General features: G+C 54.2%; 26 protein-coding genes. 10 read left to right on the top strand and 16 right to left on the bottom strand.

Annotated features, from left to right (window positions below):
• Positions 1–14: 14 nt before the first annotated feature.
• Together sodB and FHW74_RS00710 are read right to left on the bottom strand one after the other, a co-directional pair.
• A complete protein-coding gene (gene sodB, locus FHW74_RS00715; RefSeq protein ID WP_183168684.1) occupies positions 15–596 on the bottom strand; it encodes a superoxide dismutase [Fe] in 582 nt (193 codons plus the stop codon).
• A 119-nt stretch (positions 597–715) separates the two neighbouring features.
• Positions 716–1,546 carry a C40 family peptidase gene (locus tag FHW74_RS00710; protein WP_183168683.1) on the bottom strand — a complete coding sequence of 277 codons (831 nt, stop codon included), beginning with the start codon at positions 1,544–1,546 and terminating at the stop codon, positions 716–718.
• Positions 1,547–1,878: 332 nt separating this feature from the next.
• Between FHW74_RS00710 and FHW74_RS00705 the strand changes: the two genes are divergently transcribed.
• A complete protein-coding gene (locus FHW74_RS00705) occupies positions 1,879–2,220 on the top strand; it encodes a Grx4 family monothiol glutaredoxin (protein WP_125293445.1) in 342 nt (113 codons plus the stop codon).
• Positions 2,221–2,264: 44 nt separating this feature from the next.
• Here FHW74_RS00705 and rnt read toward each other — a convergent pair whose 3' ends face one another.
• The 4 genes from rnt to FHW74_RS00685 form a co-directional block, all read right to left on the bottom strand.
• Positions 2,265–2,915 (bottom strand): ribonuclease T, encoded by a 651-nt coding sequence (gene rnt / locus FHW74_RS00700; RefSeq protein WP_183168682.1) that lies wholly within the window; start codon positions 2,913–2,915, stop codon positions 2,265–2,267.
• A gap of 97 nt (positions 2,916–3,012) precedes the next feature.
• Positions 3,013–3,420, bottom strand: coding sequence for a lactoylglutathione lyase (gene gloA, locus FHW74_RS00695; protein WP_125293443.1), 408 nt, complete (start codon positions 3,418–3,420; stop codon positions 3,013–3,015).
• Positions 3,421–3,500: 80 nt separating this feature from the next.
• The gene (locus tag FHW74_RS00690) at positions 3,501–4,598 is read right to left on the bottom strand and encodes an alkene reductase (RefSeq protein WP_183168681.1); all 1,098 of its coding nucleotides are present in this window, start codon (positions 4,596–4,598) and stop codon (positions 3,501–3,503) included.
• Positions 4,599–4,652: 54 nt separating this feature from the next.
• Positions 4,653–5,249 (bottom strand): TetR/AcrR family transcriptional regulator, encoded by a 597-nt coding sequence (locus FHW74_RS00685; RefSeq protein WP_183168680.1) that lies wholly within the window; start codon positions 5,247–5,249, stop codon positions 4,653–4,655.
• Between the two features lie 144 nt (positions 5,250–5,393).
• Here FHW74_RS00685 and FHW74_RS22790 point away from each other — a divergent pair, with 144 nt between their 5' ends.
• The 3 genes from FHW74_RS22790 (at position 5,394) to sodC (ending at position 7,183) form a co-directional block, all read left to right on the top strand.
• Positions 5,394–5,633, top strand: a complete 240-nt coding sequence (locus FHW74_RS22790) for a DUF1289 domain-containing protein (RefSeq protein ID WP_183168679.1) — start codon at positions 5,394–5,396, stop codon at positions 5,631–5,633.
• Between the two features lie 51 nt (positions 5,634–5,684).
• The gene (locus FHW74_RS00675; RefSeq protein WP_183168678.1) at positions 5,685–6,581 is read left to right on the top strand and encodes an aldo/keto reductase family oxidoreductase; all 897 of its coding nucleotides are present in this window, start codon (positions 5,685–5,687) and stop codon (positions 6,579–6,581) included.
• Between the two features lie 80 nt (positions 6,582–6,661).
• Positions 6,662–7,183, top strand: coding sequence for a superoxide dismutase [Cu-Zn] SodC (gene sodC, locus FHW74_RS00670; RefSeq protein ID WP_183168677.1), 522 nt, complete (start codon positions 6,662–6,664; stop codon positions 7,181–7,183).
• Here sodC and FHW74_RS00665 read toward each other — a convergent pair.
• The 3 genes from FHW74_RS00665 to FHW74_RS00655 are packed head-to-tail and all read right to left on the bottom strand — an operon-like array spanning position 7,173 to position 10,294.
• Complete coding sequence (locus tag FHW74_RS00665; protein ID WP_183168676.1) at positions 7,173–9,209, bottom strand: FUSC family protein; 2,037 nt, start codon at positions 9,207–9,209, stop codon at positions 7,173–7,175. The genes sodC and FHW74_RS00665 overlap by 11 nt on opposite strands.
• A gap of 3 nt (positions 9,210–9,212) precedes the next feature.
• A complete protein-coding gene (locus FHW74_RS00660) occupies positions 9,213–10,070 on the bottom strand; it encodes an HlyD family secretion protein (protein ID WP_183168675.1) in 858 nt (285 codons plus the stop codon).
• Positions 10,067–10,294, bottom strand: a complete 228-nt coding sequence (locus tag FHW74_RS00655; RefSeq protein WP_125293574.1) for a DUF1656 domain-containing protein — start codon at positions 10,292–10,294, stop codon at positions 10,067–10,069. Before FHW74_RS00655 ends, FHW74_RS00660 begins: the two co-directional genes overlap by 4 nt.
• 191 nt (positions 10,295–10,485) lie before the next feature.
• Between FHW74_RS00655 and slyA the strand changes: the two genes are divergently transcribed.
• Positions 10,486–10,926 carry a transcriptional regulator SlyA gene (gene slyA / locus FHW74_RS00650; RefSeq protein WP_183168674.1) on the top strand — a complete coding sequence of 147 codons (441 nt, stop codon included), beginning with the start codon at positions 10,486–10,488 and terminating at the stop codon, positions 10,924–10,926.
• 31 nt (positions 10,927–10,957) lie between these two features.
• On the opposite strand, the gene FHW74_RS00645 is transcribed toward slyA, so the two are convergent.
• Positions 10,958–12,280 (bottom strand): GGDEF domain-containing protein, encoded by a 1,323-nt coding sequence (locus FHW74_RS00645; RefSeq protein WP_255459850.1) that lies wholly within the window; start codon positions 12,278–12,280, stop codon positions 10,958–10,960.
• Positions 12,281–12,618: 338 nt separating this feature from the next.
• Entirely contained in the window at positions 12,619–13,086 is a 468-nt protein-coding gene (slyB, locus tag FHW74_RS00640; protein ID WP_183168672.1) for an outer membrane lipoprotein SlyB, read from the bottom strand.
• Positions 13,087–13,363: 277 nt separating this feature from the next.
• Between slyB and anmK the strand changes: the two genes are divergently transcribed.
• From anmK to pdxY, 5 genes are all read left to right on the top strand, one after another.
• Positions 13,364–14,488 (top strand): anhydro-N-acetylmuramic acid kinase, encoded by a 1,125-nt coding sequence (gene anmK, locus FHW74_RS00635; protein WP_183168671.1) that lies wholly within the window; start codon positions 13,364–13,366, stop codon positions 14,486–14,488.
• Between the two features lie 89 nt (positions 14,489–14,577).
• The gene (mliC, locus tag FHW74_RS00630) at positions 14,578–14,901 is read left to right on the top strand and encodes a C-type lysozyme inhibitor (RefSeq protein ID WP_183168670.1); all 324 of its coding nucleotides are present in this window, start codon (positions 14,578–14,580) and stop codon (positions 14,899–14,901) included.
• Positions 14,902–14,958: 57 nt separating this feature from the next.
• A complete protein-coding gene (gene pdxH / locus FHW74_RS00625) occupies positions 14,959–15,615 on the top strand; it encodes a pyridoxamine 5'-phosphate oxidase (protein WP_161660125.1) in 657 nt (218 codons plus the stop codon).
• 330 nt (positions 15,616–15,945) lie between these two features.
• Positions 15,946–17,220 carry a tyrosine--tRNA ligase gene (gene tyrS / locus FHW74_RS00620; protein WP_183168669.1) on the top strand — a complete coding sequence of 425 codons (1,275 nt, stop codon included), beginning with the start codon at positions 15,946–15,948 and terminating at the stop codon, positions 17,218–17,220.
• Between the two features lie 90 nt (positions 17,221–17,310).
• On the top strand, positions 17,311–18,171 hold the full coding sequence (gene pdxY / locus FHW74_RS00615) for a pyridoxal kinase PdxY (RefSeq protein ID WP_183168668.1): 861 nt from the start codon (positions 17,311–17,313) through the stop codon (positions 18,169–18,171).
• Between the two features lie 47 nt (positions 18,172–18,218).
• On the opposite strand, the gene gstA is transcribed toward pdxY, so the two are convergent.
• From gstA to rsxG, 5 genes are all read right to left on the bottom strand, one after another.
• Positions 18,219–18,824, bottom strand: a complete 606-nt coding sequence (gstA, locus tag FHW74_RS00610) for a glutathione transferase GstA (RefSeq protein WP_183168667.1) — start codon at positions 18,822–18,824, stop codon at positions 18,219–18,221.
• A 146-nt stretch (positions 18,825–18,970) separates the two neighbouring features.
• Complete coding sequence (dtpA, locus tag FHW74_RS00605; protein ID WP_183168666.1) at positions 18,971–20,476, bottom strand: dipeptide/tripeptide permease DtpA; 1,506 nt, start codon at positions 20,474–20,476, stop codon at positions 18,971–18,973.
• A gap of 573 nt (positions 20,477–21,049) precedes the next feature.
• On the bottom strand, positions 21,050–21,685 hold the full coding sequence (gene nth / locus FHW74_RS00600; RefSeq protein ID WP_183168665.1) for an endonuclease III: 636 nt from the start codon (positions 21,683–21,685) through the stop codon (positions 21,050–21,052).
• Complete coding sequence (locus tag FHW74_RS00595) at positions 21,685–22,377, bottom strand: electron transport complex subunit E (RefSeq protein WP_183168664.1); 693 nt, start codon at positions 22,375–22,377, stop codon at positions 21,685–21,687. The genes nth and FHW74_RS00595 overlap by 1 nt, the downstream gene beginning before the upstream one ends.
• Positions 22,377–23,000, bottom strand: coding sequence for an electron transport complex subunit RsxG (gene rsxG, locus FHW74_RS00590; RefSeq protein ID WP_183168663.1), 624 nt, complete (start codon positions 22,998–23,000; stop codon positions 22,377–22,379). The genes FHW74_RS00595 and rsxG overlap by 1 nt, the downstream gene beginning before the upstream one ends.
• Positions 23,001–23,005: the final 5 nt, after the last annotated feature.

Genomic DNA, 23,005 nt, shown 5'->3' with positions numbered 1-23,005 from the left:
TCCGTGATACGGACTTACGCGGCGAAGTTTTTCGCCGCAAACGCCCAGTTTACCAGCGCCCAGAAATGCTCCAGGTACTGCGGACGGGCGTTACGGTAGTCGATGTAATACGCGTGTTCCCACACGTCCACCGTCAGCAGCGGTTTAGCGTCGCTGGTCAGCGGGGTGCCGGCGTTGGAGGTTGAAACAATCGCCAACGCGCCGTCAGGTTTTTTCACAAGCCAGGTCCAGCCGGAACCGAAGTTCTTAATCGCGGCATCGGTAAACTGCGCTTTAAACTCCGCGAAACTGCCAAACGCCTTATTAATGGCCTCCGCCAGCGCGCCGGTCGGCTCGCCGCCCGCGTTGGGCGCCAGGCAGTGCCAGTAGAAGGTGTGGTTCCACACCTGGGCGGCGTTATTGAACACACCGCCTTCCGAGCTGCGCACGATCTCTTCCAGCGATTTGCCTTCAAACGCGGTGCCTTTGATCAGGTTATTCAGGTTAGTGACGTAGGTCTGATGATGCTTCCCGTAGTGATACTCCAGCGTTTCAGCGGAGATGTGCGGTGCAAGGGCCTCTTTGGCATACGGTAATGCAGGTAATTCGAACGACATTGCTTCACTCCTTATTATGATTCACTAAATTCCACAAATTTAGTGTGGCTATAGGGTAGCAAATCAAAAGGGTAAGCAAAAGATGAAGTTACCTGCCTGGCAGCCAGGCAGGTAACGGATTAACGAATGGTTTTCGACGTCATTACGCGGCGTGCGCCGACGTAGTGACGCTGCCAGTAATCTTCGCTAAGAGAGGTGATTTCAATATCGCGACCGGAGCGCGGGGACTGGATAAATTTCCCGTTACCGACGTACACGCCCACGTGATCGGCGGTGCCGCGCCCCTGAGTGCGGAAGAACACCAGATCGCCGCTTTCCAGCTCAGCAACGTTAACCGGCGCCGCATCGCGCAGGTGGTACATCTCATTGGCGGTGCGCGGAATGCGGAACTTCACCAGATCTTTATAGGCATAATAAATCAGCCCGCTGCAATCGAAACCGGTACGCGGTGAAGAGCCGCCCCAGCGGTAGGGTTTGCCGATCTGCCCCATCAGCTTGGTCATGGCGGTTTGCTGCGCTTTCTGCACCCGGATTTTATGCGCTTCGGCGATACTGGTTGGCTTGCCGGTTTTTGCCGTCACGCACTGTTTTTTGCCGGTTTTACGGGATTTGGTGCAGGTCTTTTTAATGACATCCGCAGCGGCAGTGACGGGTTGAGAAACCCGGCGGCTTTTGGCTACGGTTTTAGAAGAGGCGGCGGTTTTTTTGCCGGAGGTGCTTTTTTTAGCGGTGTTCGTTTTTGCGGTTTTTACAGCTGATGCTTGTGGGCTTTTCTTTTTTACTGTGGTCTTGCTGGTGGTGGTCTTTTTGCTGCTGGTTTTGGTTTTGGTGATTTGCTTATGCACGGCCGATGGGCGTGCATGCTCCGACGCCTGAGTGAATGGCGTAAAGGTTAAAGAAGTGAAAAACAGAGCACAAAGCGTAAGCGAAACTTTATTCATCCGCGCCACTGAGCGTTCCCCTGAACTAAGCTGACAATCATGCCAACGTGTGATTTCCAAAAACCCGTCGATTCTAATCTATAAAATTGCTCTAAGGTAAGAGAGTTATTATCTCAAAACGTTGTTTTGGAACCGTGCGCAAATAAAATAACCAACCGGCGAATTGCATGATGGTTTTTTGCACAATAGTTGAGTGAAAGAGTAAGGTTTTACGTGGTGAAAATGTTATTCTTGCCACATGTTTACCGGGACTGTTGCGTTTTATCTTCCAGATTTACACGGTTCCCTGATAGCCAGTAAAATACAGGCTGTTTGCCTGAGAAGCTTGAGGAAGCAAGACAATGAGCACCACCATCGAAAAAATTGAACGCCAAATCGCTGAAAACCCGATCCTGCTGTACATGAAAGGCTCTCCGAAGCTGCCAAGCTGCGGTTTCTCCGCTCAGGCCGTGCAGGCGCTGTCCGCTTGCGGCGAACGTTTTGCTTACGTTGATATTCTGCAGAACCCGGACATCCGCGCCGAGCTGCCGAAATACGCGAACTGGCCGACTTTCCCGCAGCTGTGGGTAGACGGTGAATTGGTTGGCGGCTGCGATATCATTATCGAGATGTACCAGCGCGGCGAATTGCAACAGCTGATCAAAGAAACGGCTGAAAAGCATAAAGAATCTGACGCGGAGTAATTCGCGCAGCCATTAAAAAAGCGACCCTGGGTCGCTTTTTTTGTTTATTCATCGGCCTGTAACGGCGGCAACGGCCAGCCGCCCAGACGCTTCCAGCGGTTGACGATTTCGCAAAACAGCCGCGCCGTTTGTTCGGTGTCATACAGCGCGGAGTGCGCCTGGGTGCTGTCAAACGCAATACCCGCCGCTAGACAGGCTTTCGCAAGCACCGTTTGCCCTAATGCCAGGCCGCTTAGCGCCGCGGTATCAAAGGTCACGAACGGGTGGAACGGGTTGCGTTTCAGCGAAGCGCGTTCCGCCGCCGCCATCAAAAAACCGTGATCGAACGTGGCATTATGCGCCACCATAATCGCCCGGTTACAGCCGCGATCTTTAATGCCTTTACGCACCATTTTAAAGATAGCGTGCAGGGCGTCGTATTCGCTGACCGCGCCGCGCAGCGGGTTATGGGGATCGATGCCGTTAAAGGCCAGGGCTTCGGGTTGTAAATTCGCGCCTTCGAAAGGTTCGACGTGGAAATGCAGCGTTTCGTCGATACCAAGCCAACCCTGCTCATCCATTTTGAGCGTGACGGCGGCGATTTCCAGCAGGGCGTCAGTTTTAGCGTTGAATCCGGCAGTTTCCACATCAATCACGACGGGATAAAAACCACGAAAACGGTCGCACAGACCGGTAAGTTGAGCGTTGTCGGACATCAGCGTCTCTATGTTGGGGAATGAAAAGCAGCGCGTATTATGGCAAAAAAAGGCGGGAGTTGCAGCAGGGCGGGCGCAGTTAGCGCCCACCAGGTTATCAGTTGCCGAGGCCTTTGCCGGCGTCTTTGGCTTCAATCAGCTCGATTTTGTAGCCGTCCGGATCTTCCACGAAGGCGATAACCGTGGTGCCGCCTTTGACCGGGCCCGCTTCACGGGTGACGTTGCCGCCGTTGGCGCGAATGCGTTCGCAGGCTTGCGCCGCGTTATCCACGCTTAACGCGATATGGCCGTACGCGGTGCCGAGTTCATAGCTGTCCACACCCCAGTTGTAAGTCAGCTCGATAACGGCTTCTTCACTTTCCGGACCGTAGCCCACGAACGCCAGAGAGTATTTGTACTCTTCGTTTTCGCTGGTGCGCAGCAGGGTCATGCCCAGCACTTTGGTGTAGAAATCGATGGAACGTTGCAAATCGCCAACGCGTAACATGGTGTGAAGTAAACGCATAACATCCTCGTTATCTGTAAGTTTTTAACCATTAAGGGAATTTGAGTATAGCGGCGATATGTCGCCGCTATCAATTCCCATCACAGCGTGGGGTAGTCGATATAGCCTTCCGCGCCGCCGCCGTAGAACAGCTCCGGTTTCTGAGCATTCAGTTGCGCTTTGCGTTGCAGACGTTCTACCAGGTCCGGGTTGGCGATATAGACGCGGCCAAACGCCACGGCGTCGATATAGCCTTTGGTAATCAGATCTTCCGCTTTTTCCGCCGTGTAGGCACCGGCCCCGATGATGACGCCCGGGTATTGCTGGCGCACTTTGGCGCGGAATTCGTCAGAGTAAGGCTTACCGCCCGCCCAGTCAGGTTCGGAAATATGCAGGTAAGCCAGATTGCGCTTCGCCAGTTCGCCGATCAGGTACAGCGCGGCTTCTTCCTGGTCTTCGCCGTTGTCGAGGCCATTGAACGGGCCCAATGGCGAAATGCGAATGCCGATGCGATCGGATGCCCAGGCGTCGCTGACCGAATCCACCACTTCAAGCACCAGACGGGTGCGGTTTTCGATGCTGCCGCCGTAGGCGTCGGTACGCTGGTTGGACGCAGGGGAGAGAAACTGGTGCAGCAGGTAGCCGTGGGCGGCGTGCAGTTCCACCAGATCGAATCCGGCTTCGCGGGCGTTAAGTACCGCCTGGCGGAAATCATTAACGATCCCGGAAATCTCTTCAGTTTCCAGCGCGCGCGGAGTAGAGGTATCGACGCGGATGGCGTGGCCCTGTTCATCGCGCAGCGAAGTACGGGTTTCTGCACGGATCGCCGACGGCGCGACCGGCGCTTCGCCGCCCGGTTGCAGGCTGGCATGAGAAATACGGCCTGTGTGCCACAGTTGTACTGCAATGCGGCCATCACGTTCGTGAACCGCTGCGGTAATTTTTTTCCAGGCGGCGATTTGTTCATCGCTGTGCAGGCCCGGCGCGCCCGCGTAGCCTTTAGCCTGGGCGGAAATCTGGGTCGCTTCGCTGATAATCAGACCGGAGCTGGCGCGCTGGCGATAATATTCCACCATCATGGCGGTTGGGATATCGCCCGGCTCAATGCTGCGCAGACGGGTCAGCGGAGCCATAAATACACGGTTCGGCACAGTGACAGCACCCACTTTGAGCGGGGTAAACAGTTTCTCTGATGACATAAACACTCCTGAGTAGACCGGTCGTCTTGTAATGTTCGAAATAAAAAGCACCTGTTACTCAGGTGCTGAGAGTAAGGCTTTTACATGCGCCAGCGCGCTTTCTAACGGCAGGGCGCTGCGGGTAATTTTGGCCTGTAGGCTGGCGCCCAGCCACAGGGCGTAAAGCACGTTAGCGGTGGAAACGGCATCATCGGTTAACCTCAGGCTGCCTTCCTTAACCCCCTGCGCCAGGCTTTCCGCCAGCAGGGTGATAATTTTCGCCGCGCCGCGATCGAGCGCGACGCGCATATCTTCCGATAAATCGCACACCTCGGCAGACAGCTTCACCGTCAGGCAACCGTTAATCCGATCGTGCTGGCAAAACTGCTGAAGCGTTTGCTGATAGTGCGCCAGTAGTTTTTCGCGGGCGCTGGCGCCAGGTGCGGAAAAATGCTGGGTCAGGCGCTGATGATAGGCCATGTAATAGCGCTCGAGCATCGCCACACCAAACGCTTCTTTTGAACGGAAGTAGTGGTAGAACGAGCCCTTCGGCACTTCAGCGGTTTTTAGCAACTCGCTCAATCCCATCCCCACAAAGCCCCGGTGCAGGCAAAGCTGCTCGCCGGTAGCAAGGATGTGTTCGCGGGTATCGTGTTCAGCTATCTTGTTCATGGCGCTTACTGTAGTAGACCAATCGGTCTAATGCAATAATTTCTTGCTCGCTATGCGTGACGTTGTCACAGATTAGCGTTCGCCACTTGCAACAACCGCTATCACAGGCTTGAATAGTAACAAGGCGTTCAATCCGGAGGGCCAGTGGCCGAGCAACTCGAGTTTTTCCCGATCCCAAGCCCGTGTCGCGGGATTTGCCAGTCCGATGAAAAGGGCTTTTGCCGCGGCTGTATGCGCAGCCGGGACGAGCGCTTCAACTGGCAAGCGATGAGCGACGCCCAGAAGCAGGAGGTGCTACGCCTGTGCCGCCAGCGCTGGCTGCGTAAACTGCGCGCCAGTAAAACCTCGCAGGATGATGAACCGCAACAACCTTCACTTTTCTAGCCCGCACAGTCACGTATACTCAGCCTTTATTTATTCGTCGAGGAAATTAAGATGGTTCAGCGAATTACCCTTGCACCGCAAGGCCCGGAGTTTTCGCGTCTGGTGATGGGCTACTGGCGGCTGATGGACTGGAATATGTCGCCGCGCGAGCTGCTCAGCTTTATCGAACAACATCTCGATTTGGGGATCACCACCGTCGACCACGCCGATATCTACGGCGGCTACCAGTGTGAAGCCGCGTTTGGCGAAGCGTTAAAGCTGGCGCCGCAATTGCGCGACAGAATGGAAATTGTCACTAAGTGCGGCATCGCCACCACTGCCAAAGCGGAAAACAAAATCGGTCACTACATCACCGACCGCGCGCATATTGTTGAAAGCGCCGAAAAGTCGCTGAAGAATCTCGCCGTGGAGCATCTCGATCTGCTGCTGATCCACCGTCCGGACCCGCTGATGGATGCGGATGACGTGGCCGAGGCCTTTTTGCAATTGCATCAGGCGGGCAAAGTGCGCCACTTCGGCGTATCGAACTTTACCCCGGCGCAGTTCTCGCTGCTCCAGTCGCGTCTGCCGTTTACTCTGGCGACCAACCAGGTGGAAATTTCTCCGGTTCATCAGCCGTTGCTGCTGGACGGCACGCTTGACCAGTTGCAACAGCTGCGCATTCGCCCGATGGCGTGGTCCTGCCTCGGCGGCGGCCGTTTGTTTAATGACGAATCGTTCCAGCCGCTGCGTGACGAACTGCAACAGGTTGCCCAGGAGATCGGCGCGCAAACTATCGAACAGGTGGTGTATGCGTGGGTGATGCGCCTGCCGTCACAGCCGCTGCCGATTATCGGCTCGGGGAAAATCGAACGCGTTCGTTCCGCCATCCAGGCGTTGTCGCTGGAAATGACCCGCCAGCAGTGGTTCCGCATCCGTAAAGCCGCGCTGGGTTACGATGTGCCGTAATTCCTAAAATCGTCGCCTCCCGGTTCGAATCTTGCCTATGTTCTAGACTTAACAGGCAAATTCATGAATCAGGAGGCACGATGAAAAAGATCAGTCTGGCAATGGTCGTTCTGTTTGCCTGCGGCGCAGCCCAGGCAGCCAGTGAAGACGTCGAGATGCATCTGGTTACGCCTCAGGGCATTGGCCAGTCCATCGGTGAAGTCGAAATCGAAGAGACCGACAACGGCCTGAAATTCACCCCCGATCTAAAAGCGCTGCCGCCCGGCGAGCGCGGTTTCCACATCCACGCCAACGGCAGCTGCGAACCAGCGATGAAAAACGGTAAGCCGTCCGCTGCTGAAGCGGCGGGGGGCCACCTCGACCCGCAAAGCACAGGTAAGCACCAGGGCCCAGAGGGCGCAGGCCATATTGGGGATCTCCCGGTGCTGTTAGTGGATAAAGACGGCAACGCGAAAGAAGCGGTGACCGCGCCACGCCTGAAAAAACTGGATGAAGTAAAAGGCAAAGCGCTGATGATCCACGTCGGCGGCGATAACATGTCTGATAAACCGGAACCGCTTGGCGGTGGCGGGGCACGCTTTGCCTGCGGCGTTATAAAATAGCAGCCGGTGCGCCGTTAGCGGGATTGTCCGCTGTCGGCGCTTGTTCCAGCTGTTTTAGCGAGCAGTACAATCGCCAAATTAACGCCGCTAATTCCACCGCAGCCGGATCGTTACGCCTGGCTAACACCTCGGCATAGCGCTGCAACTCATTCAACGCGACCCCAAGCGGTTTTTTCTGAATGCCGCGCTCGCTCATTACGTTGCGCAACGTGCTGATGCAGACATCCCGCACCTGCGCCAGCGGATCGGAACGCGCTTCCCAGGCGCGTAGCGCCCATACCACATGTGAACAGTTAAGTAATACCACGCCCCAGCGCAGCAGCCAGCGGCGGGCGGTCTCCTCTTTCGCCTGGCTTAGCTGGTGGATGTGATGATAAACCAGCGATTCGAATTCGCTCTCGCTGTACTCGGGTTTACGGCTTAACTGATCGATAAATCCCCGGCGCAGCGCCCGAATATGGCGGCGGCCTTTGCGCGTGTCCGAGCCGGGTTTCAGGATCGAGAACGCCATCCAGGCCAGGCCAACGCCGATGATTTTGGCGAGGTTATCGTTAAGAAAATCACCAAAGTCATACACCGGCGGGTTGGTCACCGCGATAAAGGAACCCATAAAAACAATCAATTGCCCCCAAAGGCCAGCGAATTTGGGCTGCTGGAGCTTCATTAACTGCATGGTGGCGAGCAGGGGAAATAAAAACAGCAGGAATTCCCACAATTCGGTGACCCGGATCATCAGGCCGAATTTTACCGCGAAGCTAAACAGTGACAGCAAAATCAGGGTGCGCATCAGCAGGGACAACGACTGATGCGGGGAGGGCGACGAGGAGTAAAGTACGCAGCAGATGGCGATCATGGTCAGGGCGGAGCTGCCGGCATCCCATTGCGCCGTTATTGTCCAGGCGCAGCCCAAGGTGATGACGCAAAATGTGCGTAACGCATTCCACAACGCTTCGGCAATATCGGCATGGCGGGTGAGCGAGGCGGTTTTCGGCGCGGGTACGTCGATGCCTGCGCGATCGTTTTCCAGCGCCACCCGTTGATGATTGACCCCTAGATAGGTGTGGCAAAAATAGCGCAGGCGCTGCCAGTACGCGAGGTGCCGATAATCATTACTTTTCTCGGGCAGGCACAGCGCCAGCAGGCGTGCAATGCGGTAACGATCCGGCTTATCACGCGCCAGTTCCGCCAGCAGATCGCTCTGTAGCGCAGCGATATGTGGCGGCATATCGTGCCAGTTAATGATTAAACGGCGCAGGCCGGAAATGGTGCTGGTCAACCGTAACTGTTGATGCAGGATGGCATTAAGCAGATTGTTGTTTTGACGAAACCGGTAATGACTCCAGAACGCCTGGATACGCAAAATATTCAACGTCAAAATCTGGCTAATCATTCCCTGGTGAGCGGTGCGCATCGCGTCGGTGGTTTCCGGCTGCCAGAGCAAACTGGCATGTTCCAACAGCCGTGCGTGCTGGGTTTTCAGGGAGACCAGCAGCGTACTGCCATCAGAGGTGCTGGGCAGTACCATCATCATAAAACCGCCGCAGGCGATGCCGATCAGCACTTCACAAACCCTGGCCTGGGCGATATCCCAGAGCTGGGTGGTTTCCACGGTGTTCACCATGGTAAAGGCGATGATCGCGGCGGTATAACCCGCCAGCTGGGCGGCATAGGCAGCGTTATTATGAAAATGGCTGGACGTCCATGTACATAGCGCCAGCCAGCCGGCCATGGAAAGTGAAAAAAACCACGGATCGTTGAGCGTGCTTCCGGCAATCATCAGCGATGCGCTGGCACCGATCAGACTGCCCACCACGCGGCCAAGGCTTTTACTGATTACGCCGCCGGGAGTCGGGAAACTCACCACGGCGGCCGAAGTCATGGCCCAGTAAGGTTCATCCAGATCGAGCGCGTAGGCGATACTCAGCGCAAGGCACATGGCAATCGCGTTGCGCAGGGCATAGCGCCACTGGTTGCCCGATGCTTTGCCCCAGGGCGTGCGTTGCCAGTCAAGCCAGCCGGGAATCATGGATTATTGCTCGATAGCGATGGTGCAGGTGGTGCCGGAAACTAACAGCGCGTTATCCGGTACGTTTTGCAGTTCGAAACGTACCGGCACCCGCTGAGCCAGCCTGACCCAGGGCACATTGGGTTTGACGTCAGGCACCAGCCCACTGTCGGTTTCCACACTTTGATCGTAAATAGCCCGGCCAATGCTCTCAACGCGGCCGGTAAGCGGCGTATCGTTATTGAGCAGGGTGATTCTGGCCGTTGCGCCCGGGGCGATATGGCGAAGTTTGGTCTCTTCAAAATAGCCGACAACGTAAAAAGAGTGGCTGTCGATTAACGCAAAAACCGGCGCGCCCGTGGAAGCGTAGTTACCGACGCGTACCGACAGATTGGTCACCCAGCCGTCAACCGGCGCGGTCACCCTGGTCTGGGAGAGTTGCCATTGGGCCTGCTCCAGCGAGGCCTTTGCCACATTCACGGCGGCCTGCATGGCTTTCACATTGATGGTGGCGCTATCTAACTCTTCGGCGGAAATATAGTTTTGCGGCAGATGCTGGCGGCGGTTGGCTTCATTCTGCGCTTTCGCCAGGTCGGACTGGGCATGGGCCAGCTGCGCTTGCGCGTTGAGTACCGCAATGTGGAACGGCGTGGCGTCTATGCTGAACAGCGGCGCGCCAGCTTTGACAAATTGATTATCGCGCACATCGATTTGCGTGATGGTGCCGCCGACCTGGGGCGATATATCCACCAGTTCAGCGCGCACTTTCCCGTCGCGCGTCCAGGGAGACTGCATGTAATAGTTCCACAGCCACCAGCCGGCCAGAAGGGCCGCCGCCAGAACAATCAGGGTGGAAAAGTACTTCACGGTCTTCATTATCAAAACAGCCCTGTAGTCAGAAGAAACATCCCGCCGCATACCGACAGGACAAACAGCGATAAATCCATCAGCGTTGGGTGCCAGACTGCGCCTGAATAGAGCCAGTTACGCACTAAGCGATGCACGATAAGCCAGATAAACAGGCCGATAAACACCGCTTTAAAAATCGGGGGGAAATAGACAGAGGCGCCAACCACCACATCCTGGAGCGGCATACCGGGCGGCATAGATAACAGTTTCACTTCGGATTAACCCTAATCATAACGGCCATAACACGCTGTTTCCCTGACAGGTTGTAAAATCAAATTATAGACTTTGCGCGAAGCGGCAGATAAATCAGTAATTTGTTTTAGACATATAAATGCTGCACACTAAGTTTAAAATCAGTATAATAAGTTAGCAAGCTAATTATAAGGAGATGAAATTGGAATCGCCACTCGGTTCTGATCTGGCGCGGCTGGTACGCATATGGCGTGCTCTGATTGACCATCGCCTGAAACCTCTGGAGTTGACGCAAACCCACTGGGTCACATTGCATAACATTCACGAGTTGCCGCCCGATCAATCGCAAATACAACTGGCTAAAGCGATCGGCATCGAACAGCCATCGCTGGTGCGTACCCTGGACCAACTGGAAGAGAAGGGGCTGATTGCCCGTCACACCTGTGCTAACGACAGACGCGCAAAACGCATTAAGCTGACTGAAAAAGCGGCGCCCATCATCACTGAAATGGAAGATGTGATCCGCAAAACCCGGGGCGAAATCCTCGGCGGTATCAGCCAGCAGGAGCTGGAACTGTTAATCAATCTTATCGAACGGATTGAGAAGAACATCATCCGGCTTCACGGCCAGGATTAATCAAAGGCCTCGTGTTCACGAGGCCTTTTCCTTATTGGTCATTCCCAACCCGGTTACGGCCTTGTTGCTTCGCGCAATACATCGCTTTATCGGCGCGTTCGAGGCACTCTTCGATGGTGTAATTTGGCTCCGTTGCGGTATAGACCCCCATGCTCAGGGTCACTGGCTCCGGTAAAGCACTCTGGCTGCTGACAGCGTCTTGCACCGCAATATGCGCCTGGATACGCTGGGCGATGTTCATGGCATTCTGATTATTCGTGCTGATAAGCAGCAGCACAAATTCGTCGCCCCCGGTTCTGGCGGCGACATCATGGCTACGTACCGCGTTCATTAAAAGTTGCCCGACAAAGTTAATAACCTTATCGCCCTGTAGGTGACCGTAACAATCGTTAATACGTTTAAAATAATCAATATCGCATAACACGAAAGAAAGGGGATTCACAGCGCTGGCGTTTTTTAACTCGAGCTGGGCTTGTTCAAACAAAAACCGCCGATTATAAAGACCGCTTAATGTATCGTGCAGGGCATCATGATAGGAAATTTGGTATTTCTGATACGAACGTTGATAAAGTTGAAACACATCACATAACAGCACCAGCAAAATTATCAACGTCGAAACGGTTTCAAAGATTCGGGAATAGAACCAGGCCAGACTATTGGTGCGCGAGTCCGACAGCATAATAATAATCGTGCCGATATTGCATGCGCATAAAATGGCCAGCCCCAGCCAAAGTAAATTTTTCAGTTGCGTGAAATGAATGATCAACGCGAGTGCAGTAAACCATAAAGCCATTATGCACCAGGCAATTTTACCATGCCATATCGGCAGCCAGGTTAAGGAGTTCTCATCGATTAAATCCACTGAAAGTACCGGGCCGAAACTGGAAAAGGTATAACCCAGCAGCATCAGCGTTGCCGTAACACCGATTACCAGCGTAAAGCCTGCCCGGCGCGTTATCGTGGATTCGGCACGTATGCGCAGGGCGTAAAACAAGGCGGTACAGCAACACATAGAGGCCAGCAAGATGTTGCGGAACATCATAAAAATCGCCACGTTATTATAACTGTCGGCACCTCCCCGTTGGTTAGTATACCAGGCGGACAGGCTGGCGAGCGTACCGGTCATCAGTAGCGAAGAGCCGAGAAAACCAAAGGCAATCGCCACCAGATAAAACCGCTTACTGTCACAATAAACCCGCATAAATAATAAGCTGGCAATCAACAGGTGGAGTACCATTAATAATATTGTTAACCCCGGGTAAAGTACCGGAGATAATTGTGTAGAGTAGTTAAAGTGATGGGTGAATAAAATATGTAAAATCAAAAAAAAGGAAAGGCTAAATAGCGTGAACATTAATTTTTTTGTGAACGGCGTCATCTTTTTTTTGCGCATTTTCGATGCCTTAAGCATGGGCAATAAACGTCATTGCTAAACTGGCTGTGTTATTTTAAGGATGAATTAATTCTCATCAAAAAACTGTTAATGAAAATATAAATGAATGTGATAATAAGCGGCGGCGCTCTGATGAACAGTTTAAGCATGATGTTCGCAGATTTATTTATAAAATTGCGATAGCTTTACTGAACACGGTTGAGATTATTATAGGGGTTTATCTGAAATAAGAGTAGGGAACAATAAAATAATATGCGTCAGACAAAAGAGCGGCTGAACAGCCGCTCCCGGAATAAGGATTAACGCGGAGATACGGTAACCTGGCTGCCTTTATTCGCCATGACCACACGCTGACCGGGGGAGAACTTGGTTGCGCCCTGTTTCTGAACAACCATGATGGTGTCGCCGTCGTCTTTACGAATTTCCAGTTCGACACCCTGGGTTTTGTTCATCGCGCCCTGTACGCCCTGGCCGGCTACGCCGCCTGCCACTGCGCCTGCGGCAGTAGCCAGAGAACGGCCGGTGCCGCCGCCGATGGTGTTACCCAGAAAACCGCCCAGTACCGCGCCGCCGATAGCGCCGATCGCGTTATTGTCGTCTCCGCCCTGGATCTGCACCGGGCGCACATTCACAACGGTGCCATAGGTGACGCGCTGCACCTGTTTAGCTTCCGATGCGCTATAAACATCACCTGAAAGGCTATCGTTATTCACACAACCGGCCAGGGTAAAGCCTACCAGCGAAATCATCAAAACTCGTGAAATCATGTAAATCTCCTGTTCACCACGCTACGCTCAAAATGAGCATCCTTATGGCAAATTATAAGATACTCCACCCGGTGATTTCACACTATTGTGGAGCGTCGATAAAAAAATAATATAAGAATCTCCATTAACCGTAGCTAAACATCGGTGATACTGCCGCCCAGGACACAATCTACACGTTTCTTTACAGGCGACCTCCGTTACGTTGCTAATTAAACGTGGCGAAATCAGGGGGGTTATGATTCAGTGATGGGCAATGGCGGGATAACAAGGATTAAGTATGAAATCGGGTCGATATGTTGGAGTGATGTCAGGCACCAGCCTTGATGGGGTGGATGTGGTTTTGGCGATCATTGATGAAAACAGGGTTGCCCAGCTGGCGAGTCTGTCGTGGCCCATTCCGCACACCCTGAAAGAGGCCGTACTGGCGGTGTGTCAGGGGCAGCAGTTGACGCTCTCTCAGTTTGGTCAACTGGATACCCGGCTGGGACGCCTGTTTGCCGATGCGGTACTGGCATTGATGAAGCAGGAAAATTTGCGCCCTGAGGACATTGTGGCGATTGGCTGCCACGGGCAAACCGTGTGGCATGAGCCGCAGGGCGATGCGCCGCACACGTTGCAGATCGGCGATAACAATCAAATCGTTGCCCGTACCGGCGTGACCGTGGTCGGCGATTTCCGGCGGCGCGATGTCGCGCTCGGCGGGCAGGGCGCGCCATTGGTGCCCGCGTTTCATCATGCGTTGCTGGCTCATCCCACTGAAAAACGCATGGTGCTGAATATTGGCGGTATCGCCAATATCTCTATGCTGTTCCCCGGCGCGCCGGTCAGAGGCTATGACACCGGGCCAGGCAATATGCTGATGGATGCCTGGATATGGCGTCAGTGCGGTAAACCTTATGATAAGGATGCCCAATGGGCGAGCAGCGGCAGCGTTATTCTTCCTTTATTGCAGCAAATGCTCAGCGACCCGTACTTTTCCGCGCCAGCACCCAAGAGCACTGGCCGCGAGTATTTCAACTACGGCTGGCTGGAGCGCCATCTGGCGAACTTCCCCGGCGTAAAAGCGCAGGATGTGCAGGCGACCCTGGCCGAACTAACGGCAGTCACTATCGCAGAACAAATTTTACTGTGCGGCGGCTGCGAGCGCGTGCTGGTGTGCGGCGGCGGGGGGCGAAACCCGCTGGTGATGTCGCGTCTGTCCAGCCTGTTGCCGGGTACCGAAGTCACCACGACCGATAAAGCGGGCATTAGCGGTGACGATATGGAGGCGCTGGCTTTTGCCTGGCTCGCCTGGCGCACCCTCAATGGTTTGCCCGGCAATTTGCCTTCTGTGACCGGGGCCGCAAATGCAACGGTATTAGGGGCGATTTTTCCTGCCAATCCCCTGAACTATCAGAGTTAACTTAAATTGCCCAACGGGCGTAAACGATAGACTGATCGGTACGTGGAGAATTTGTTTCTCCAGGGAACAGATTGATTCAGGATACGCCCATGAAAAAATTACTTGTCGTTTTACTCCCCACGCTGCTGGCGGGTTGCTCAACCTACAACAACTTCGTCGAACGCATGCATACCGATACGCTTGAGTATCAGTGCGATGAAAAACCGCTCACCGTCAGTCTTAATAATACCCGCCAGGAAGTCAGCTTCGTTTACGATGATAAACCGCTAACCCTGAAGCAGGGGCTCTCCGCCTCCGGCGCGCGCTATACTGATGGCATTTATGTTTTCTGGTCTAAGGGCGACAGCGCCACGGTTTACGACAAAGATCGCATCGTGTTGAATAACTGCCAGTTACAAAACCCTAAGCGTTGAGATTTTATCGGGTGGGGCGCACAATAACGCCACCCGAAAACTCCTCTAAGAATCACTATGTCTGACAACGATGCCCTGCAACAGATCGCGCATTTACGCCGCGAATACACGAAAGGCGGTTTACGTCGTCATGATTTGCCCGACCAACCGTTAGCGCTGTTTGAAAAATGGCTTGGCCAGGCCTGCGAAGCCAAACTGGCGGATCCTACCGCTATGGTGGTCGCCACGGTTGATGAAAACAATCAGCCTTATCAGCGTATTGTTCTGCTCAAGCATTATGACGAGCGCGGGTTAGTGTTCTACACCAACCTTGGCAGCCGTAAAGCGCACCAGATCGAGCACAACCCGCGCATCAGCCTGCTGTTCCCGTGGCACATGCTGGAACGCCAGGTGATGGTGATTGGCCAGGCCGAACGCCTGTCTACCCTGGAAGTGATGAAGTACTTCCACAGCCGCCCGCGCGACAGCCAAATCGGCGCCTGGGTGTCGAAGCAGTCCAGCCGCATCTCCGCGCGCGGCATCCTGGAAAGTAAATTCCTTGAGCTGAAGCAAAAATTTCAGCAGGGCGAGATCCCGTTGCCCAGCTTCTGGGGCGGTTTTCGCGTGTCGATTGAGCAAATGGAGTTCTGGCAGGGCGGTGAACACCGTCTGCACGACCGTTTTTTATACCAGCGCGACGCTGATGCCTGGAAAATAGACAGGCTGGCGCCCTGAGTATTGGTTTTATTCTTTAAGCGCTGGTACTCCCGTTGCGAGCGCTTTATTCTATACCCGTCATATTTCAAGTTGCAGATGCGTTGGCTGCGTTGATTACTCGGCCCACCGTGGGCCTCGCCCCTTCGGGGCCAGCGCAAGCGCTGTTCAAATCTGCTCCCGGCAGATTTGTCATCTCAGTCACTTACTTTTGTAAGCTGTTGGGATTCACTCACTTGCCGCCTTTCTGCAACTCGAAGTATTTAGGGGATATGAGTCCTTTTATTTTTCGCCAGTGGGCGAAGAGCCGTGTACCGGCACAGGTGCAGTCGTAAATACATGGAGAAATTGATGGCAACCAGCAATTTGATTAAACAATTGCAAGAGCGGGGCCTTGTGGCCCAGGTGACGGATGAGGAAGCGTTAGCAGAGCGACTGGCGCAAGGGCCAATTGCACTCTATTGCGGCTTCGATCCGACCGCCGATAGCTTGCATTTGGGCCATCTGGTTCCTCTGCTGTGCCTGAAGCGTTTCCAGCAGGCAGGGCATAAGCCGGTAGCGCTGGTGGGCGGCGCAACCGGTCTGATCGGCGATCCGAGCTTTAAAGCCGCGGAACGCAAGCTGAATACCGAAGAAACCGTACAGGAGTGGGTGGATAAAATCCGTAAACAGGTCGCCCCGTTCCTGGATTTCGACTGTGGCAGCAACGCCGCGATTGCCGCCAATAACTATGACTGGTTCGGCAAGATGAACGTGCTGACCTTTCTGCGCGACATCGGCAAGCACTTCTCTGTTAACCAGATGATTAACAAAGAAGCCGTTAAGCAGCGTCTTAACCGCGATGACGTGGGTATCTCCTTTACCGAGTTCTCCTATAACCTGCTGCAGGGTTACGACTTCGCCTGCCTGAATGAACTGCACGGCGTGGCGCTGCAGATTGGCGGCTCCGACCAGTGGGGTAACATCACGTCCGGTATCGACCTGACTCGCCGTTTGCACCAGAACCAGGTGTTTGGCCTGACGGTTCCGCTGATCACCAAAGCCGACGGTACTAAATTCGGGAAAACCGAAGGTGGCGCGGTGTGGTTAGATCCGAAGAAAACCAGCCCGTACAAATTCTACCAGTTCTGGATCAACACCGCTGACGCCGATGTTTACCGCTTCCTGAAGTTTTTCACCTTTATGGATCTCGAGGCGATCAATGCGCTGGAGCAGGAAGACAAAACCAGCGGCAAAGCCCCGCGCGCGCAGTACGTGCTGGCGGATGAAGTGACTCGTCTGGTGCACGGCGAAGAAGGCCTGGTGGCGGCGAAACGCATTACCGAGAGTCTGTTCAACGGCAATCTGAGCTCTCTGAGCGAAGCGGATTTTGAACAGCTGGCGCAGGACGGCGTACCCATGGTTGAACTGGCGGCAGGCGCGGATTTACAGCAGGCGCTGGTCGATTCCGATCTGCAACCGTCCCGCGGGCAGGCGCGCAAAACCATCGCCTCTAACGCGGTCACCATCAACGGTGAAAAACAGTCCGACCCGGAATACAGCTTCAGCGAGGCTGATAAACTGTTTGGCCGCTACACCTTATTACGTCGCGGCAAAAAGAATTACTGCCTGGTCTGCTGGAAGTAATAACGAGATTGCACAGGGCGTGGGAAACCACGCCCTTTTCTTTTGCCTGAATGAAGCCTGTTGTAGTCACAAAAGTTGTTGGAAACAGAGATGAAAAACATCCTCGCGATTCAATCCCACGTGGTGTTCGGCCATGCCGGCAACAGCGCCGCGGAATTCCCGATGCGTCGCCTTGGCGCAAACGTCTGGCCGCTGAATACCGTTCAGTTTTCAAATCACACCCAATACGGGCAGTGGACCGGCTGTGTAATGCCAGCAAACCACCTGAGCGACATTGTCCAGGGCATCGCCGATATTGGCCAGCTTCAGCGCTGCGATGCGGTGCTCAGCGGTTATTTAGGATCGGCGGAGCAGGGCGAGCAGATCCTCGCTATCGTTCGCCAGGTCAAAGCCGCCAATCCGGCGGCGAAGTACTTCTGCGACCCGGTGATGGGCCATCCGGAAAAGGGCTGTATCGTCGCGCCTGGCGTGGCGGAATTCCATACCCGTTACGCCATGCCTGCCAGCGACATCATCGCGCCAAATTTAATCGAGCTGGAGATCCTCACCGGCCATGCGGTAAATAACGTTGAACAAGCCGTTAGCGCAGCCCGTGAGCTGATCGCGCAGGGCCCGCAAATCGTGCTGATTAAGCACCTGGCGCGAGCAGGTTACCGGCTGGATAAATTCGAAATGCTGTTGGTCACCGCTGACGAGGCGCTGCATATCAGCCGTCCGCTGGTGGATTTCGGCGCGCGTCAGCCGGTAGGCGTCGGCGACGTGACCAGCGGACTGCTGTTGGTGAAGCTGTTACAAGGCGCGACATTGCGCGATGCGCTGGAGCACGTCACGGCTGCTGTCTACGGCGTAATGGCGGTAACCAAAGAGATGAAAGAGTACGAACTGCAGGTGGTTGCCGCGCAGGAGCAGATTGCTCAACCCGAGGTGCGTTTTACCGCCAGCGTGGTGTAGTTATTTAACGCGATGCCTCCGGGCGGAGGCATCGCAGGCAATCAGAATCAGGCAATCCCTTCCGCAGCCAGCGCTGCCGCCACGCCAGGACGCGCTTTGACGCGCTCCATATAGCTCGCGATATGGGAAAACGCACTCATATCCAGCTTAAGGGCATAGGCCCAGCGCAGCACGGTAAACAGATAGGCATCCGCGACGGTGAAGCGCAGCCCCAGCAACCACTGCTTATCAGCCAGTTCATCGTCGATGTACTGGAACTTCTTCTCCAGCGCCTTGCGGGCGATAGGTTTAAACTCTTCCGGCGTATCCGGGCGGAACAGCGGCGTAAAGCCTTTGTGCAGTTCGGTGGCGATATAGTTCAGCCACTCCAGGGTATGGTAGCGCGTCATGCTGCCCGCAGGGGCGAGCAACTGGCGGTCAGGCACTTTATCCGCGATAAACTGCACAATGGCGACGCCTTCAGTCAACAGTGAACCATCTTCAAGCTGTATCGCCGGAACCTGGCCTTTCGGGTTAATCGCCAGATAGTCTGCGCCGTGCTCGGTGGTTTTCGCCGCTAAATCGACTTTTTCCATCGTGAAATCAAGGCCAGCCTCACGCAGCGCGATATGCGGAGAGAGGGAGCACGCGCCGGGTTTATAAAACAGTTTCATGGACATTTCCTTAACGCATTGGGGGATCGAGATTTACTGATACTACACAGTAACGCGTTAGGATTCAGGCGTTTTGAGGAAAATTGTGTGACCGATAGTGTCAAAAAAAAAGCTCGCCGAAGCGAGCTTTCATCAAGCGAGGAGGATTACGCGGTAGCGGTATCGGTCGCTTTGGCCGTTTTTTCGTCGTCCTGGGTCATGCGGTTCAGTTTCGGCGCAGTCAGGATCATGATGGCAGCAATCACCGCGGTAGCGATACCGATTTGCATAAACACGCGGCCATACACTTCCAGCGACTGCAACGGATCGGTCACGTTTTCCGGCACCGCCATCATGTTAGCGACGTAGCCGCCAATCAGGTTAGCGCCAGCGGTAGTCAGGAACCAGCTACCCATGATGAAGCCCATCAGACGTTGCGGAACCAGTTGCGCAACCATCGCCAGGCCCAGACCAGAAATCATCAACTCACCGAAGCTCTGCAGCGCATAGCTGGCAATCAGCCAGTTAACGGAGACGATACCGGCATCGCTGGCGAATTTAGTGCCCACCGGCAGGATCAGGAATGCGCCGGAGCACAGCACCATACCGATGGCGAATTTATGCGGCATCGGCAGACGGTCGCCCATCTTGTTATAGATAGCGGCCAGAATCGGGCTACCAATCATGATCCAGAACGGGTTCAGTGCCTGATACTGTTCCGGCTCAAAAGAGATACCCAGAATCGCATGCTCAACGTTACGGATAGCGAAGAAGTTCAGCGAGGTCGGCATCTGGCTATACAGTACGAAGAACACAATCGCTTCCAGCATCAGAATGAATGCCACGATCATTTTACGACGTGCTGCGCCCTGCATGGCAAAGGCTTCTTTACCGAAGATAAACACGATGCCCAGAGCGATGAAGGCCAGCGCCATACGCGCGATACCCTGGTTATGCAGCAACCAGGTCGCGATGGTGATCAGCACCACAACGCCTGCCAGCGTGGCCAGCAGTTTGCCGAAGTGCACCGGCTGGAAGTCCGGCTGAGAACCGTACTCTTTCACCCATGCGCGGCAGAACAGGAAGTTGACCACGGTGATCAGCATACCCACCACGCTCAGCGCGAAAGCAACGCTCCAGCCGTAATGCGCGGCAAGCCACGGAGTCGCCAGCATTGAGAAGAACGAACCGATGTTAATCGCCATATAGTACATGGTGAAAGCGCCATCGAGACGCGGGTCATCCTTCGCATAGCAGGTAGAAAGCAGGGAGGACGGGTTGGCTTTAAACAGGCCGTTACCCACGGCGATGGTCGCCATACCGATGTAAACGATAGTGGCGTCATGACCAGACCATGCAACCAGCGCATAACCGATCGCCAGTACAATAGCGCCTAACAGGATAACGCGCTTAGTACCGAGAACTTTATCACCCAGCCAGCCGCCAATAGACACCAGGCCATAGACCAGGGCGCTAAAGGAAGAGAAAAGGGTAATGGAATCCGCTTCTGACATACCCAGTTGTTTCACCAGATAGACAGCCATGATCCCTTGCAGGCCATAAAAACCAAAACGCTCCCATAATTCTATGGAAAAGATCAGATAGAACGATTTCGGTTGTTTAAAAGCGTTGATACTAACGCTTTCGGTTGGTTTATTGTTTGCAGTCGACACATATACCTCTTTTTTTACGTCCCATATTAATGGGAAAAAAACTCAGCGTGATGCCATTGCGGGCAGTCGCTTGTTGTTATAAGGAGGGGAAACGGCGGGTAATGTTCACTATCCTGGTCTCTCAAACAAGACCTTTGCAATAATCTGTTACATATCTTGTTCGCAGAATAATAACCGCCTCGCTTAAACAGCATCCAGAGTTAAATTTCAGTACACCAAAATTAACAGCTCAATTATCTTTCTAACACCGCCCGCAAAGTGGTTGTGGTGATATATTCTGCTTTCCAGTTAATTATCCAGTGATAAAGCCCGGTTTATAAACACAGGGTGGTTGAATGTGTTGAATGGCGAAGCAGAAAATAACATTGCGGTTGATAAATTCAGTAAAGAAATCACAGATCTTTAACACCGTGTTATCGATGCGATCTTTGTCACATTTTTATAGAAATTTCTGGACGAAAAAGAACGATTGACCGGAGTGGATGATTAGCTGCAGTGAATTATCACATTGATACGCTGAATTAACGGTGCATTGTGCGGGGAAGCGCCTGCCGGTTGCGGCAGGCGAAAGGGTCAGGCGTAAACTTTCTCTTTGTATTCACACAGATCTTCGATAATGCACGAACCGCAGCGCGGTTTGCGCGCAATGCAGGTATAACGGCCATGCAGGATCAGCCAGTGGTGGCAGTCCACTTTAAACTCAGCAGGCACCACTTTTAACAGCTTCTCTTCCACCTGCTCGACGTTTTTACCGGGGGCGAATTCAGTGCGGTTGCAGACCCGGAAAATATGGGTGTCCACTGCGATAGTCGGCCATCCAAAAGCGGTATTTAACACCACGTTGGCGGTTTTGCGCCCCACGCCGGGCAGGGCTTCCAACGCAGCGCGATCCTCAGGCACTTCGCCCTGGTGTTTTTCGATCAGCAGGCGGCAGGTTTTAATTACATTCTCGGCTTTGCTGTTAAACAGGCCGATGGTTTTGATGTACTCCTTTACTCCCTCTACGCCGAGTTCCAGCATCGCCTGGGGCGTATTGGCGACCGGGTAGAGCCGGGCGGTGGCTTTGTTGACGCTGACATCCGTCGCCTGAGCAGAGAGCAGCACCGCGATCAGCAACTCAAACGGCGAACTGAAATTTAATTCGGTCGTAGGGTGAGGATTGTGTTCACGCAAGCGCGAGAGTATTTCCAGACGTTTCGCTTTGTTCATCACGCTTTCTCAGCATCAACATCAGCATCAACCGTTACGGGCTGCGCCGCACGGCGGGTTTTCATCTTCTCGTCGATCAGGTACTTCACCGCCAGCATTAAGCCCAGCCCGATAAACGCGCCGGGCGGCAGCATCGCCAGCAAAAAAGGCGTATCGGTATGGAAAATCTCGATACGCAGCACCTTTGCCCAGTTGCCCAATAGCTGGTCCGCGCCGTCAAACAGCGTGCCGTTGCCGATAATTTCCCGGATTGAACCCAACACAAACATCGCGCTGGTGGCGCCCAGCCCAATCACAAAGCCGTCGAGCGCGGATATAGCTACGCTATTGCGCGCGGCGAAGGCTTCAGCGCGGCCAATTACAATACAGTTGGTGACGATCAGCGGAATAAAAATGCCCAGCGACTGATACAGCCCGAACGCATAAGCGTTGATCAGCATCTGCACCGCGCTGACCACCGAAGCAATGATCATCACGTAAATCGGAATGCGCACTTCGGCGGGCATCCAGCGGCGCAGCGCGGAAATCGCGGTGTTAGTCAGCGTCAATACCAACGTGGTGGCAAGGCCAAGGCCCAGCGCGTTGGTGGCGGTAGAGGTCACCGCCAGCAGCGGACATAGCCCCAGCAACTGGACCAACGCGGAGTTGTTTTTCCACAGCCCCTGTACCACAACCTCTTTAATCTGACTCATTAGGGCTCTCCACAGGACGGTAAACCAGACAGTTTATTGGGCAGCGTTTCGGCATACAGCCCGGCACGCTTCACGGCGTTGACCACCGCGCGCGGCGTAATGGTCGCCCCGGTAAACTGGTCAAACTGCCCACCGTCTTTTTTCACGGCAAAGCTGGCGTCGTCTGCGCCCTGAATATGTTTATTGCTCAGCGTGGTGATCCAGTCGCTAATGCGCAGCTCGATTTTATCGCCGAGACCTGGCGTTTCGTGATGTTCCGTGACCCGGCTGCCCCAGATGTTGCCCTGGAAATCACTGCCCACCAGCAGTTGGATTGCTCCGGAATAGCCGTCGGGCGCAGTGGCTTCCATCACCACGCCTACCGGATTATCACCTTTACGCGCCACATAAATACGATGCTCGCCTTTGCCCAGCGCCGGGTCATTAACCCACAAGCAGCTCTGTTGCAGATCGTTATCGTATTTATCCGTCGGGAATACCTGGTCGAACAGCGCCTGCTGCACCATAGCTGCCTGATGGGCAATGGTGTTTTTGGTCAATTCATTAATGGCGGCGGTCAGACCGGTGGAGAACGCGGCAAACAGCGCCAGCGTCACGCCATGTTTTCGCATGGTTTTCAGCATAAGCG

Origin of the sequence: Atlantibacter sp. RC6, assembly GCF_014193285.1 — a bacterium.
In the GTDB taxonomy this organism is placed as follows: Bacteria; Pseudomonadota; Gammaproteobacteria; order Enterobacterales; family Enterobacteriaceae; genus Atlantibacter.
This window is presented reverse-complemented; position numbering and strand designations above follow the sequence as displayed.